The organism is Luteimicrobium sp. NPDC057192, from assembly GCF_042670205.1.
Lineage (GTDB): Bacteria > Actinomycetota > Actinomycetes > Actinomycetales > Cellulomonadaceae > Luteimicrobium.
Genome location: NZ_JBHUWD010000022.1, coordinates 28,942 through 42,735, shown reverse-complemented (window position 1 = coordinate 42,735; position 13,794 = coordinate 28,942). Strand labels below are relative to the sequence as shown.

The following is a 13,794-nucleotide window of genomic DNA, read 5'->3' as shown; positions in this document are numbered from 1 at the left end:
AGCGTCGGTAGGACGACGAAGGGACCCTCGGTGCCGGGGGTCCCTTCGTCGTGCCGGTCGTCAGACGTGCGTCACGGGGCGCCGCCGCCGAACCCGCCGGGCCCGCCGACGAAGGTCCCTCCCGGGAGCTGGCCGCCGCCCCGGCCCTGGTTGCCGCCGAGCCCGCCCAGCCCGCTCGTGGAGCTGTCCGAGCTGCCGCTCGTGACGTCCTTCGTGAGGTCCGCGAGGATCACGGTGTCGCCCTTCTTCAGACCCGACGTGATCTGCGTGACGTCGCTCCCGACGGCGCCGACCTCGACCGCGACGGTCGTCGGCTTGCCGTCCCGGAGCACCTGCACGGTGTGCTGGGTGCCGGACACCGTCACGGCCGACGTCGGGACGACCGTCGCGTCCTTCGCCGCCGCGACGGCGATCTCGAGCTGCGCGGACGAGCCGTCGTAGAGCTTCTTCGACGCGTCGTCGAGGGTGATCGACACCGTGTACGACGGCGTCGACGTCTCGGACTGGTTGACCACGCCGATGCTGCTGACGGTGCCGCCGAGCTTCTTCGTGGCTCCGACGATGCTGACGTCGGCGGTCTGGCCGGTCTTCAGCAGGGACACCTTGGTGAGCGGGACGGTCGCGTCGACGACGTACCCGTTCTTCCCGACGACCGTCACCACCGCGCTCGACGACGACGCGGAGACCGCGTCGCCCTTGGCCAGTGCGACCTGGGCGACGGTCCCGGAGATCCGGCTCGTGAGCTGGTAGCGCTGCCGGGCGTCCTCGGCGATCGCGACCTTCGACTCGGCGAGGTCGACGCTCGCCTGGTCGGCGAGGATCTGCTCGGCCGTGATTGTCCTGCTCGACGTCCCCTGGCCGGAGCCCTGGGAGCCCGACCCGGTCCCGCCCGTCTGGCCGGAGCCGCCGGTCGCGCCCGCGCCGCTGCCGGCGCTCGAGCCCGAGCCCGAGCCGAAGCCCGACTGGCCGCCGGAGCCGGTCGCGCCCGACCCCGAACCGGTGGCGCCTCCGCCCGAGCCCGACGGCAGCCCGGAACCGGTGCCGCCGGAGCCCTTCGAGCCGGAGCCCGACGGCGTCCCCGTGCCCGACGTCGCGCGCGAGCCGGACGAGCCCGCGCCCGAAGCCCCGGACGAGCCCGAGCCCGACCCGCTCGGCGTGCCCGACGAGGACCCCGAGCCGGACCCGGTGCTCGGGGAACCCGAGCCCGACGTCGAGCCCGCGGCGGCGACGGCCTTCTGGAGCGCGGCGACGGCGTCGTCGAGGTCCGTCGCCAGGGTGAGCAGCTTCTGCTGCGCGTCGTCGACGGTCTGCTGGTCGCTGAGCACGCCCTTCACGGCGTCCTGGCAGTCGGCGAGGGCGGCGGCGAGGTCGCCGTCCGAGGACGTCGAGCCGGTCGAGCCCGACGCGGTGGGGCTCGACGTGGGCGTGGACCCGTCCGAGCCGGACGTCGTGCCCGCGAGGAACGTGGCGCACGTCGTGCCGGACGCGGTGATGCCGTCCGAGCTCGCGGCGAGCGCCTGCGTCACGGTGTCGTACTGGGCGAGCAGCGCGTCCTGCGCCGCCTGGACCTTCTTCTTCGCGGCGTCCACGGCGTCCGAGCCCGACGCCGCGACGGGCGTGGTCCGCGCGACCGTCACGTACGCGACGGTGCTCGCGGTCCCGGACCCCGACGGCGCGACGTACGCGGCGCCCTCGGTCGACGACGACGTGCTCGAGCTCGCGCTCGTCTGCGCGTCGAGGTCGTCCGCGAGCTGTTGCTTCGCGGAGGTGAGCGTGTCCTCGGCGGACGTGACGGCGTCGTCGAGGTCGGATGTGTCGAGCGTCGCGAGGACCTGGCCGGCCTTGACCGTGTCGCCGACCTGCACCTTCACGCTGCCGACGGTGCCCGCCACGGAGAACGCGGCGTCGTCGCGCGACGCGGACGCCACGGTGCCGGTCGCGGCGATCGTCTGGTTCACGGTGCCGGTCGTGACGGGCGTGGTGCGGTACCGGGTGTCGTCGCCGCGCGTGAACGCGTACGCGCCGCCCGCGACGGCGACGAGCGCGACCGTCGTGACACCGGCGACGAGGACCCGGCGGCGTCGGGCACGGCGCCGCTTCGACCGTGCGGTCGAGCGGGCGTGCCCGGGGGAGGACGGCTCGAGCTCGTGCGGGGCGATCGGCTGGTCAGGCATCGGTGCCGCCCTGCTCGCCCGACCGGCCACCCTGCTGACCGCCCTGGCCGCCGCGGAACCCGCCGAACCCGCCGAAGCCGGCCGAGCAGCCGTCGTCGCCCTTGGTGCTGAGCGCGATCGTGGTCGCCTTCACGGTGCCCTTGGAGTCCGTCTCGCCCTGCGCGGTGAGGCAGAGGCCGACCTTGATGGCCGACGTCTTCGCGGTCTTGGTGACGGTGTAGGTGGTGGAGGAGCCGACCGTGACCTGGCGCTCGGTGGCGGTCGCGTCCTGGCCGAAGCCGGTCTGCTCGACGGTGAAGCCCGCCGCGGAGACCGAGGTGACCTTGCCGGTCGCGAAGCCGCCGAAGCCGCCCGCGCCCCGCCCGCCGGCGCCGCCGGTGGGCGCGCCCGACGGCAGGTCCGTCGGCATGCCCTGAGGCATCTCGCCGGTGGCGCCGGTCGGCGCGCCCGGCGGCCGTGTGCCGCCCGCCCCGCCGCCGAACCCGCCGCGCATGCCGGTGGTGCAGTCACCCGAGGTGGACTGCACGACGACGGTGGCCGCGGCGATCGGGTCGTCCGCGGAGGCCGTGCCGCCCGACGACGAGCCGGAGCCTGCGACGCTGCTCGCCGAGGTCACGACGACGCACGCGCCGGCCTTGACGTTCGCGAGCGTGCCCGCGACCTGCTGGGTGACCTTGGTGGACGACGTCCACGAGACGGCGGTCTGGGCGTCCGTCGACTGCACCTGCGCCGTCGAGCCGGAGACCGCCGCGACCTCGCCGGACGTCCCCGGCCGCTGGCCGCCGCCCTGCCCGCCGCCCTGGCCGGGGGCACCCTGGCCCTCGCCCTGCTGGCCTTGCGGGTTCTGCTGCCCCTCGCCCTGGGCGGCGTTCACCTGGGTGCCGCCGTCCGCGCCGGAGCCCGACGAGCACGCCGCGAGCGAGAGCGCGACCGCCGCGGCGACGCCCGTCGCGGCGAGGACGAGGGACGGGCGCGCGGCGCGCGACGCCCGGCGGGAGGTGGGACGGACCGGTGACATGGCAGCTCCTGGGTCGACGGAGTCGGGGGTGTGCGAGGCGGCGTGCGCCGCGGGTCGGGAACGGGTCATCACTCGCTCCTCAGGGCGTCGATCGGGGCGAGGCGCGCGGCGCGGACCGCGGGGTAGACGCCGAACACGAGGCCGATGCCGACCGCGATGACGATCGAGCCGACGACGGCCGTGGGGGACACGACGATCGACGAGTCCAGGACGCTCGGCAGGAGCTTCGCCGCGGCGATGCCGAGCGCCGCCCCGACGAGCCCGCCGCCCAGGCCGAGGACCGACGCCTCGGTGAGGAACTGGCGCCGGATCGCGACCGGCGGGGCGCCCAGCGCCTTGCGCAGGCCGATCTCGCGGGTCCGCTCCGTGACGGACACGAGCATGATGTTCATGACCCCGATCCCGCCGACGAGCAGCGACAGCGCCGCGATGCCCGTGAGCAGGACGGTCAGCGTCCGGTAGACGGACGTCGCGGTCGAGACGAGGGCGTCCTGGCTGCTCACGGTGAAGTCCGCGTCGTCGGCGTCGGTGATGCCGTGCAGGTTGAGCAGCAGCTGTTGCGTCTCCTGGTAGGCGGCCGAGATCTCGTCCGTCCCGACGGCCTTGACGTAGATGGTCGAGACCGCGGTCCGGGTCGTGCCGCCGACGATCGTGTTCTGCATCGTGCTCATCGGCACCACGGCGGTGTCGTCGAGGTTGTCCGAGCTGCTGGAGCCGGCCGGCTCGAGGACCCCGACGACCGTGAACGTGACGTCGTTGATCGTGAGCGTCCGCCCGACCGCGCGCGGGCTGCCGAACAGCTCGGTCGCCGTCTCGGAGCCCAGCACGATGTTCGTCGTGCGGTCCGTCTCGTCCGCCGCGGTGAGGAACCGGCCCTGCGCGACGGTCCGCGACCGGACGTCCAGCCACGACGGCGTCGTGCCGACGACCGTCGAGGTCCAGTTCGTGTCGCCGTTGACCAGCGACTCGGACGACGACTTCTCCGCGGCGACGGCCTCGACGTCGGGCGCGGCCGTCTTCGAGGTGAGGGCGGACGCGTCGGACGTGGTGAGCGTCGTCGACGAGCCGAACCCGCCGCGGACGCCCGCGGACGATGTCGTGGAGCCCGGGGACACGATGAGCAGGTTGGAGCCGAGCGAGCTGATCTGCGCGCTCACGTCCTTCTGCGTGCCCAGCCCCAGACCGACCGTGAGGATGACCGCGGCGATCCCGATGAGGATGCCGAGGACCGTCAGCAGGGACCGCATCGAGTGCGCGCGGATGGCGTGCCAGCCGGTCGCGAGGGTCTCGCCCCAGCTCATCTCAGCTCCTGGGTGTCGTCGGTGCGGAGGGTAGTGGACGGGGCCGCAGGCGCCGCGGCCGGGGCGTCGTGGTGGAGGTAGCCGCGGTCGTCGTGCAGCGCCGACGCCGGGCCGTCGCCCTGGATCAGGCCGTCGCGCACGCGCACCACGCGCCGTGCGCGCTCGGCGACCTCCGGCTCGTGCGTGATGAGCACGATCGTGCGGCCCTGCCCGTGCAACTCGTCGAAGAGTGCGAGGACGTCCTCGGTCGAGGCGGTGTCGAGATTGCCGGTGGGCTCGTCCGCGAGGATGAGCGCGGGCTCCCCGACGAGCGCCCGCGCCACGGCGACCCGCTGCTGCTGGCCGCCGGACAGCTCTCCCGGACGGTTGTCGAGCCGGTCGCCCAGCCCGACACGCTCGAGCGCCGCCGCGGCGCGGTCGCGCCGCTCGTTGCGGGCCACCCCGCGGTACATGAGGGGCAGCTCGACGTTGCGCCACGACGCCAGAGAAGGCAGCAGATGGAACTGCTGGAAGACGAAGCCGATCTCCTCGTTGCGGATCTGGGCGAGCTCGACCTCGTCGAGGTCGCCGACGTCGTGGCCCGCGAGCCGGTACGTGCCCGACGTGAGGACGTCGAGGCAGCCGAGGACGTTCATGAGCGTCGACTTGCCCGAGCCCGACGGGCCCATGATCGCGACGTACTCGCCGCGCTCGATCCGCACGTCGACGCCGCGCAGGGCTTCGAACATGATGGAGCCGGTGGTGTAGGTCTTGCGGCCGCCTCGCAGGTCGATGACCGGGGGTGCCCCGGGTGTCGTCCTGGTCGCCGGGCCGGTGAGCGTCGCGGTCACTGGCCGCCGCCCTGCTGGCCGCCGCCGAAGCCCGCCGGCGGGCCGCCCTGGCCGCCCCCCTGACCTCCGGCGCCGCCGCCGTACCCGCCGTAGCCGCGGCCACCGCCCTCGCCGCCGCCGAAGTTCGGGAACTCGCCGTTCTGCTGGTTCCCCGTCCGGCCGGACGTGCCGCCGGGCGTGATGACGGTCTGCGTGTACTGGATCTTCTGGCCCGCGGTGAGGCCCTTCGTGATCTCGACGCTCTGGCCGCTGGTCTCGCCGACGGTGACGGTCGTCTTGGTGGTCTTGCCGTCGTCCCCCACGACGAGCACCGTCGAGGTGCCGTCCGTCGTCGTGACCGCGGCGGACGGCACGGACAGCACGTCCGTGCGCCGCTCGTAGACGATCTTCGCGGTCACGGAGACGCCGTCGTGCAGGCCCTTGGGGGAGCCGGTGACCTTGACGGTCACGGGGTAGCTGACGGAACCGGAGCTCGTGGACGGCAGCAGGCCCACGGAAGAGACCGTGCCGTAGACGGTGTCGGTCAGGTCGTCGCCCGTGAGCTCGACCTGGTCGCCCTTGGCGACGTTCGCGACGTCGTCCTCGCCGACGCTGACCGCGACCTCCCACGAGCTCGTCCCGACGATCGTGAACGGCGCCGTCGAGGTCGACGAGCTGCTGGCGCTCGACGACCCGGTGCCGCCGGCGCCGCCGGAACCGCTGCCGGCGGCCGCACCCGTGCCCGAGCCGCCGCTGCCCGAGCCGGACGAGCCCGTCGACGTGCCGGTGACGGCGTCGCCCTTGGCGACGTTCACGGCGGTCACGAGGCCCGAGGCCGGAGCCGTGAGGGTCGCGCCGTCCATGGCGTCCTCGGCGTCGTCCTCGGCCGACTGCGCGACCTCGACCGCCGCCTTCTTCGCGGAGACCTGCTGCTCGGCCGCGTCCGTGCCGTCGTCGGCGTCCTCGGCGGACGCGAGGTCCGCCTTCGCCGTCGCGAGGTCCGCCTTCGCGGACAGCAGGTCGGCCTTGAGCTGAAGGGTGTCGATCGTCGCGAGGACGTCGCCCTTCTTCACGGTGTCGCCCTCGGCCACCTTCACGGACGTGACCGTGCCGGACGCCGCGAAGCTCACGTCCTCGTCGACCGTCGGGGTGAGCGAGCCCGTCGCGGACACCGACTTCTCGAACGTCGACGTGCCGACGGTCGCGGTCTGCGTGACCTGCTTGATGGCCGGGGACGCCGCCGCGTCGCCCGAGGGCCGCAGGACCAGCCAGCAGACGACGCCGGCGGCGACGAGGATCGCGGCGACGATCCCGACGGTGAGCGCCCGGCCCCGTGGCCGGGCCCAGACGCGGTGGATTGCGGCTCCCATGATCTCCCTCGTCGGTCGAGCGGTCCGGGAGCGGACGTCCCGGGCGGACCGACCGTAGGGAGGGGGTCTGGCACGGTACTGTCGCGTGCCTGTCTGCCACCTGTGCGAGCGTCGTCGACCCCCCGAAGTACCCCGGTATCCGGGGTACTTCGCGAAGTACCCCGGGTGCCGGGGTACTTCGCGGGACCTGCGGGCCCACGGGGGCGGTGGGAGCCTGAGGGCATGGGCTACCGGATCAAGCGGGTCTACGAGCCGCCCGCCGACGACGACGGGTACCGCGTCCTCGTCGACCGGCTCTGGCCGCGCGGCATCAGCAAGGAGAGGGCGCACCTCGACGAGTGGGACAAGGAGGTCGCGCCGTCGGACGAGCTACGGCGCTGGTACGGGCACGACCCGGCGAGGTTCGACGAGTTCGCGACCCGGTTCCGGGCCGAGCTGGACGCCCGGCCGGACGCCGTCGAGCACGCGCTCGGGTGGGGAGCCGGTCACCCGACCGTGACGCTCCTGTTCGGGGCGCACGACCCGGCGACCGCGAACGCGACGGTGCTCCGGGACTACCTCGAGGCGAAGGGCGCGCGCCCAGGGCAGTCTTCGCCCTGAGATGCGTAGGTTGCGAGGTTGCGTCAAGGTCGAAGTGGCCGACGCGAATGGCGTCGACGACGAGAGGAGGCCTCTGTGGCTGCCTGGTTGATCATCCTTCTTATCGGTGTCGTCCTGCTCATCCTGGGCTTCACCTCCTTGGGACACGTGTTCCTCTGGATCGGGATCGCCGTGCTGGTGATTGGCCTCATCTTCGCCCTGGTCGGACGAGGGCGGAGCCGTACCTGACCGAGGTCCCGCACACGGACGACGCCCCCACCACCGGCAAGGTGGTGGGGGCGTCGCCCGTGTGTGCAGGTGGGTGGTCGAGGCTCAGCCGGCCGCGACCGCGCCCTCGGCGGGGAGCGCGTCCTTCTTCGCGTTGATGAGGAAGATCGCCACCAGCAGGCCGATCGCGAAGAGCATCGCACCCCAGAAGTAACCGGTGTGGAAGCCGTACACGCTGGCGGTGTGCTGCGCGGCGACGTCCTTGGGGTCCGCGCCGCCGCTGATGAGGTCCGTGAGCTTGGACGACGACGCCGAGATCGACAGCGTGCTGAGCAGCGCGAGCCCGAGCGAGCCGCCGACCTGCTGCGCGGTGTTGAGCAGGGCGGACGCGACGCCCGCGTCGTGCGGCTGGACGCCCACGAGCGCCGTCGACGACGCCGGGATGAACACCAGGGCCATGCCGAGGCTGATCACGATCATCGCGGGCAGGGCCGTGCTCACGTACGACGAGTCGGGGCTCGTCCGGATCAGCAGGAGCATGCCGGCGGTCGCGAGCGCGAGGCCGGCGATCATGAGCGGGCGGGGCCCGAACCGGGGCAGGAGCCGCGACACGATGCCCGCCATGACGATGATCCCGAGGCTGAACGGCAGGAGCGCCAGGCCGGACTTGAGCGGCGACCAGGCCAGGACCTGCTGGAGGAACAGGCTGAGGAAGAAGAACATCGCGAACAGCCCGGCGCCCACCAGCAGGAAGATCAGGTAGGAGCCGCCGCGGTTCCGGTCGAGGGCGACGCGCATCGGCAGGAGCGGGTTCGCGACGCGGGTCTCCACGACGACGAACGCGACGAGCGCGACGACGGCGACGGCCAGCAGGGTCAGGACCAGCGAGTCGGTCCACCCGACGGTCGTGACGCTGCCGTTCGGCAGCGTCTTCTGCTTCGACGCCTCGGTGAACGCGTAGACGAGCGTCGCGAGACCGACGATCGAGAGCACAGCGCCCGGGATGTCGAGCTTCCTGTCGCCGTGCGCCTTGGACTCGGGCACGATCCGGAGCGCGAACAGCGCCGCGATGATCGCGACGGGCACGTTCACGAAGAGGCACCAGCGCCAGTCCAGGGAGTCCGTGAGGACACCGCCCGCGATGAGGCCGACGGCCGAACCACCACCGGCGATGGCGCCGAACACGCCGAACGCCTTGGCGCGCTCGTGCGACTCGGTGAACATCACGGTGATCAGGGCGAGCGCCGCGGGCGCCAGCAGCGCGCCGAACGCGCCCTGGATCGCGCGGGCGCCGATGAGCGTCCCCTCGCCCTGCGCGGCGCCGCCGAGCGCCGACGCGGCAGCGAAGCCCAGGAGGCCGAGCAGGAAGATCCGCTTGCGGCCGGCGTAGTCGGCGATGCGCCCGCCGAGGAGCAGCAGGCCGCCGAACGCCAGGGTGTACGCCGTGACGACCCACTGGAGGTCCGAGGCCGGGATGGCGAGGTCCTTCGCGGCGGACGGGAGGGCGACGTTCATGATGGAGGTGTCGAGGATGATCACGAGCTGCGCGGCGGCGATCACGGCGAGCGCGGCCCAGCGGCGCGGGTAGTTCGACAGCTCGGTGGGCGCCGTCCCCGTGTCGGGGGCGACGTGCTCGTCGACGGCGTCCTTGACGGCCGTCGGGGCGGGCTCCTCCACGGAGCTCACCGATGGGTGCTCGGACACACGTCCTCCAGGGACTCGTCATCGGGTGGGTCGCCGGCCGGGCGCCGTCGTGAAGAGACGGCGGAGAGGCGGTGAGGTTCCAGCACAGCAGTCGCTCCGGCGCACGTCAACAGTAAATGGAAACTGCCTCCGTTTGCTTGAAGCGTAATGTTTTGGCAGGTCAACGGTTGTTCGGTCAGACGGCGCCGCGGCGCCCGCACCGCCGCGGACGCACCGGGGGCCCCGTGGTCGCGGCCCACCTGAGAGACGGGCGCGATGCCCCGGACGTGACACTCGCCGCCGGGTGAGATCTCCGCGCGGCGCGCGGCGTCGTCGAACCCGGCGACACCCCCACGACGACGAGCGCCGCGGTGCCCCGGCGGGACACCGCGGCGCTCGCGGCCGATCAGGACGACGTGGTCAGCGCGTCGCGAACCGGTCCGTGGCCTCGATGAGCTGGTGGAGCGTCCCGGGCTCGTCGAACGCGTGGCCCGCGTCCGGGACGATCACGAGCTCCGAGCCCGGCCACGCCTGGTGCAGCTCCCACGCCGTGACCGGCGGGCACACCACGTCGTAGCGGCCCTGGACGATCACGCCCGGGACGTCGCGCAGCGACGGGGCCTCGTCGAGCAGCTGCCCCTCGCGGAAGAAGCCGTGGTGGACGAAGTAGTGGTTCTCGATCCGCGCGAACGCGGTCGCGTGCGCCGCCTGGGCCGACTCCTCGATCCGGTCCGGGTTCTCGAACAGCGACGACGTCGACGACTCCCACGTCGTCCACGCCTTGCCCGCGGGCACGTGGACCGTGGGGTCGGGGTCGAACAGCAGGCGGTGGTAGGCGGCGATCCGGTCGCCCGGCGCGACGCCCGGCACCTGCTCGAGGAAGTCCGCGTACCGCTCCGGGAAGAGCTGGCCGGCGGCACCCTCGTAGTACCAGTCGAGCTCGCGGCGCTGCAGCGTGAAGATGCCGCGCAGCACGAGCTCGGTGACGCGCTCCGGGTAGGTCTCCGCGTACGCGAGCGCGAGCGTCGAACCCCACGAGCCGCCCAGGACGAGCCAGCGCTCGATGCCCAGGTGCTCCCGCAGGACCTCGAGGTCCTCCACGAGGTACCACGTGGTGTTGGTCGCGAGGTCGGCGTCGGGCTCGCTCGCGTGCGGGATGCTGCGCCCGCAGCCCCGCTGGTCGACGAGGACGATCCGGTACTTCTCGGGGTCGAAGAGGCGCCGGTGCGCGGGCGACGTGCCGCCGCCCGGGCCGCCGTGCAGGAACACGGCCGGCTTGCCCTCGGGGTTGCCCGACGTCTCCCAGTAGACCTGCTGCCCGTCGCCGACGTCGAGCATGCCGCTCGCGTACGGCTCGAGCTCCGGGTAGAGGCCACGGAGGTCGTCCAGCGGGGTCGCGTCGTTCACGATCGCCACGGCGTCAGAGCTCCGCGTTCGAGGAGTCGCGCAGGGTCGACTCGACCGTCTTCGCACCCGGTGCGTGGATCCGCGCGGCGACCCGCTCCGCCCCGCGCGTCGCGGCACGCTGCGCGATCGCCCCGACCGCGGCGGCGACGGCCGCGAAGACGACCGCGGCGACCGCGGACACGTTGGGGTCGGCCGCGTTCTTCGGGGCGCTGCCCGCCCGGCGCGCCCACACGGTGCGCACGAGCTTCTGGGCCGCCCAGCCCGCACCGGCGGTGAGCACCGCCGTGAGGATCTGCGACGTCGCGGTCGGCTTCGGTTGGGGCTTCGGGTCGGCCACGGCCTGCCTCCGGTGGGTAACGGGCTGTCGGGTCCCACCGTAGTGCTCCCGAGCGCCCGCCGGGACCCGGAGAGCCGACGCGCGAGCCCCGGGCCGCCCGCGTAGGGTCCGAACGTGTCGGACAGCGCCTGGTGCTTCGTCGTCCTCGGGGTCGTCGTGGCGCTGTTCGTCTGGAACCGGTTCTCCGTCGGCCTCGTCGCGATCTTCGCGGCGCTCGCGCTCTGGGCGACCGGTGTCGTCGACGCCACGACCGCCGTCGCCGGCTTCGGCGACCCGATCGTCGTCTTCATCGCGGGGCTGTTCGTCGTGGCCGAGGGCCTCGAGGCGACGGGCGTCACCGCGTGGGCGGGGCAGCAGCTCCTCGAGCGCGTCGGCACGGGACGGTCCGGGCTCCTCGTCGCGCTCGTCGTCCTCGCCGCCGTCATGGCCGCCCTCGTGACCCCGAACGGCTCGGCCGCCGCGCTCCTGCCGATCATGGTCGTCGCCGCGAGGCGCTCGGGCACGGCGACCTCCCAGCTCGCGATGCCCTTGGCGTTCGGGGCCAGCGTCGGGGCCCTGCTCGCGCTCTCCGGCAGCACCGTCAACGTGATCGTCTCGCAGTCGCTCAAGGAGCAGACGGGCAACGGGTTCGGGTTCTTCGAGTTCGCGCTCGTCGGGCTGCCACTCCTCGCGGTCACGGTCCTGGTCGCCTGGCGCCTCGGGCCCCGCCTCCTCCCGCACCGCACGCCGTCCGACCTCCCCGCCGACTACTCGGCCCACCCCGCCGTCGTCGCCGCGCACTACGAGCTCGACCAGGGCTTCTACCGCCTGCGCGTCCCCGGCGGCTCCGCGGCCCTCGGGCGGCGCGCCGAGGACCTCGTCGACGCCGACGACGGCCGCGTGGTCGGCGTGCAGGACGCGACCGGCGCGGGGCACGGCGTCGACCGCGAGCTCGCCGACGGGGACACCGTCGTGGTGAGCGGCGCGTCGTCGTCCGTCACGGGCCTCACCGACGCCTCGGGCCTGCGAGTCCTCAGCACCCCGCTCACGCGCGCGACCCCGAGCCGGCTCGTCAGCAGGGACCGTGGCGTCGCGGAGGTCGTGGTGCCGCCGCGCTCGCCCCTCGTCGGGAGCCGGCGGTTCCCCGGTTTCACGCGCAACGGCGTGACCGTCCTCGGGATCCGTCGCCTCGGCCACGACACCGGGCTCGACGGCGTCGACCTCCAGGAGGGCGACGCGATGCTCGTCCACGGCGCGTGGCCCGACGTCGAGGCGCTCGCCCGGTCCGAGGAGCTGCTCGTCGTCGACAGCCCCGAGCTCGTCCGACGCCAGCTCGTGCCCCTGGGCGCGCGGGCGTGGCGGGCGCTCGGGGTGCTCGCGGCGACCGTGGTCCTGCTCGCCACCGGCGCCGCGCCGCCCGCGATCGCCGGTCTCGTGGGCGCAGCCGGGATGGTGCTGCTGCGCGTCGTCACCCCGCAGCAGGCCTACCGGGCCGTCTCCTGGGAGACCGTCGTGCTCGTCGGCGGACTCATCCCGCTGTCCGTCGCGATCCAGGACTCCGGCGCAGCCGACAGCATCGCGAACGCGATCGTCGGCGTCGTGCCGGCCGGGAACCCCCACGTGCTCCTGATCGCGCTGTTCGTCCTCACCGCCGTGCTCGGGCAGGTCGTGTCCAACACGGCGACCGTTCTCATCGTCACGCCCATCGCCGTCTCCGCGGCCGCCGAGACCGGGACCGCGCTCGCGCCCGTCCTCATGCTCGTCGCCGTCGCCGGGGCGGCGTCGTTCCTCACGCCGATCGCGACGCCCGCCAACATGATGGTGATGGGGCCGGGCGGCTACCGCTTCGGCGACTACTGGAAGCTTGGGATCGTCACGATGCTCGCCTGGCTCGTGGTGTGCGTCCTGCTGATCCCCGTCTTCTGGCCGCTGACCCCCTGACCGGCGCCCGTGCACCCCCGTCGCCGAGGGCGACGCTGGGTTCGCCGACGGTGACGCTCGCTTCGGCGAGGGTGACGTGCGGTTCGCCGAGGGTGACGTTCGAGCAGACCCCCTTGTCGACGCCGAGCACGCGCGTGATCCCATGCTCGCGGGTGCTCAGGGCGGCAACCGCATGGTCGCGCGACGCGAACGCAAACGATGCGTCGCCATCGGTGCTCCGGCGGAGTCGTGCCGAGCATGCGCTGAGGCACCATGGCACTCGGCGACCAGGGGGTTTGCCCACCAGGTTGGAGTCCTCGGGGTGGACAACCGCATGGTCGGCGACAACCCCGGTGGGTGGTCACATGTCGTCCGAGCGTCGCCCTCAGCGAACTGAGCGTCGCCGTCGGCGAACTGAGCGTCGCCGTCGGCGAACCGAGCGCCGCCGTCGGCGGGGGCAGAGGCGGTGCGGCGGTCGTGCGAGCGGTTCAGCGGAGCTCGAGCCGGACGATTGGGATCTTCGACCCCGGGTCCCCGGTCGACGCGGTGATCGCGCGCCGCAGCTCCTTCCAGGAGCGCGGGTAGCGGGCGGCGTAGCGTTCCAGCGCGGCGGCGCTCGCGTCGTCGGGCAGGAGGCGCGCGACCGCGGGCGCGTTCACCCGGACGCCCACGCTCACGAGGCAGCGCGGGTCGGCCTCGAGGTTGCGGTACCACTGCGCGCGCTCCCCGAACCCGGACGCGATGACGACGACGTCCCGCGACGGGCGGTCCACGACCTCCAGCACCACGTAGCGTCGCTGCCCGCTCCTCCGACCCCGGTGGGTCAGCATCATGAGACGCCCGCCGAAGAGGAAGCCCAGCCCGCACCGGAACAGCGTGATCGGCGCACGCACCACCCACCGGGTGTTGAGGACCCACGCCATCGCGCGGGCGACCGGGTTGCGACGGGTGAGGTCGTCGTCCGACATGCTTGGAGCCTGCCACCGCGC

Annotated in this window: 12 protein-coding genes; 3 read left to right on the top strand and 9 right to left on the bottom strand. The window is 73.4% G+C overall.

Going from position 1 to position 13,794, the window contains the following annotated elements; genetic code table 11:
* Positions 1-71 precede the first annotated feature (71 nt).
* Genes ACFT5B_RS11715 through ACFT5B_RS11695 form a run of 5 tightly spaced genes read right to left on the bottom strand, consistent with a single transcriptional unit; the run spans position 72 to position 6,672 of the window.
* Positions 72-2,174: a biotin/lipoyl-binding protein gene (locus ACFT5B_RS11715; RefSeq protein WP_386798356.1), complete on the bottom strand. Its 2,103-nt coding sequence runs from the start codon at positions 2,172-2,174 to the stop codon at positions 72-74.
* A complete protein-coding gene (locus ACFT5B_RS11710; RefSeq protein ID WP_386798354.1) occupies positions 2,167-3,261 on the bottom strand; it encodes a hypothetical protein in 1,095 nt (364 codons plus the stop codon). The genes ACFT5B_RS11715 and ACFT5B_RS11710 overlap by 8 nt, the downstream gene beginning before the upstream one ends.
* Positions 3,261-4,493 carry an ABC transporter permease gene (locus ACFT5B_RS11705; RefSeq protein WP_386798352.1) on the bottom strand — a complete coding sequence of 411 codons (1,233 nt, stop codon included), beginning with the start codon at positions 4,491-4,493 and terminating at the stop codon, positions 3,261-3,263. The genes ACFT5B_RS11710 and ACFT5B_RS11705 overlap by 1 nt, the downstream gene beginning before the upstream one ends.
* On the bottom strand, positions 4,490-5,323 hold the full coding sequence (locus tag ACFT5B_RS11700; protein WP_386798350.1) for an ABC transporter ATP-binding protein: 834 nt from the start codon (positions 5,321-5,323) through the stop codon (positions 4,490-4,492). Before ACFT5B_RS11700 ends, ACFT5B_RS11705 begins: the two co-directional genes overlap by 4 nt.
* Entirely contained in the window at positions 5,320-6,672 is a 1,353-nt protein-coding gene (locus ACFT5B_RS11695; RefSeq protein ID WP_386798348.1) for an efflux RND transporter periplasmic adaptor subunit, read from the bottom strand. The genes ACFT5B_RS11700 and ACFT5B_RS11695 overlap by 4 nt, the downstream gene beginning before the upstream one ends.
* 222 nt (positions 6,673-6,894) lie before the next feature.
* On the opposite strand from ACFT5B_RS11695, the gene ACFT5B_RS11690 reads away from it, so the two are divergent.
* Both ACFT5B_RS11690 and ACFT5B_RS11685 read left to right on the top strand, forming a co-directional pair.
* A complete protein-coding gene (locus ACFT5B_RS11690) occupies positions 6,895-7,272 on the top strand; it encodes a DUF488 domain-containing protein (RefSeq protein ID WP_386798345.1) in 378 nt (125 codons plus the stop codon).
* Between the two features lie 75 nt (positions 7,273-7,347).
* Positions 7,348-7,500, top strand: a complete 153-nt coding sequence (locus ACFT5B_RS11685; RefSeq protein WP_386798343.1) for a hypothetical protein — start codon at positions 7,348-7,350, stop codon at positions 7,498-7,500.
* An 84-nt stretch (positions 7,501-7,584) separates the two neighbouring features.
* On the opposite strand, the gene ACFT5B_RS11680 is transcribed toward ACFT5B_RS11685, so the two are convergent.
* The 3 genes from ACFT5B_RS11680 to ACFT5B_RS11670 all read right to left on the bottom strand — a co-directional run bounded on the left by ACFT5B_RS11680 (position 7,585) and on the right by ACFT5B_RS11670 (position 10,906).
* Positions 7,585-9,165: an MFS transporter gene (locus ACFT5B_RS11680; RefSeq protein WP_386798341.1), complete on the bottom strand. Its 1,581-nt coding sequence runs from the start codon at positions 9,163-9,165 to the stop codon at positions 7,585-7,587.
* 417 nt (positions 9,166-9,582) lie between these two features.
* Positions 9,583-10,569 carry a prolyl aminopeptidase gene (pip, locus tag ACFT5B_RS11675; protein WP_386798413.1) on the bottom strand — a complete coding sequence of 329 codons (987 nt, stop codon included), beginning with the start codon at positions 10,567-10,569 and terminating at the stop codon, positions 9,583-9,585.
* A 13-nt stretch (positions 10,570-10,582) separates the two neighbouring features.
* On the bottom strand, positions 10,583-10,906 hold the full coding sequence (locus ACFT5B_RS11670; RefSeq protein ID WP_386798339.1) for a DUF4235 domain-containing protein: 324 nt from the start codon (positions 10,904-10,906) through the stop codon (positions 10,583-10,585).
* Positions 10,907-11,020: 114 nt separating this feature from the next.
* On the opposite strand from ACFT5B_RS11670, the gene ACFT5B_RS11665 reads away from it, so the two are divergent.
* Positions 11,021-12,826 carry an SLC13 family permease gene (locus ACFT5B_RS11665; RefSeq protein ID WP_386798337.1) on the top strand — a complete coding sequence of 602 codons (1,806 nt, stop codon included), beginning with the start codon at positions 11,021-11,023 and terminating at the stop codon, positions 12,824-12,826.
* A 467-nt stretch (positions 12,827-13,293) separates the two neighbouring features.
* On the opposite strand, the gene ACFT5B_RS11660 is transcribed toward ACFT5B_RS11665, so the two are convergent.
* Entirely contained in the window at positions 13,294-13,773 is a 480-nt protein-coding gene (locus ACFT5B_RS11660; RefSeq protein ID WP_386798335.1) for a nitroreductase family deazaflavin-dependent oxidoreductase, read from the bottom strand.
* Positions 13,774-13,794: the final 21 nt, after the last annotated feature.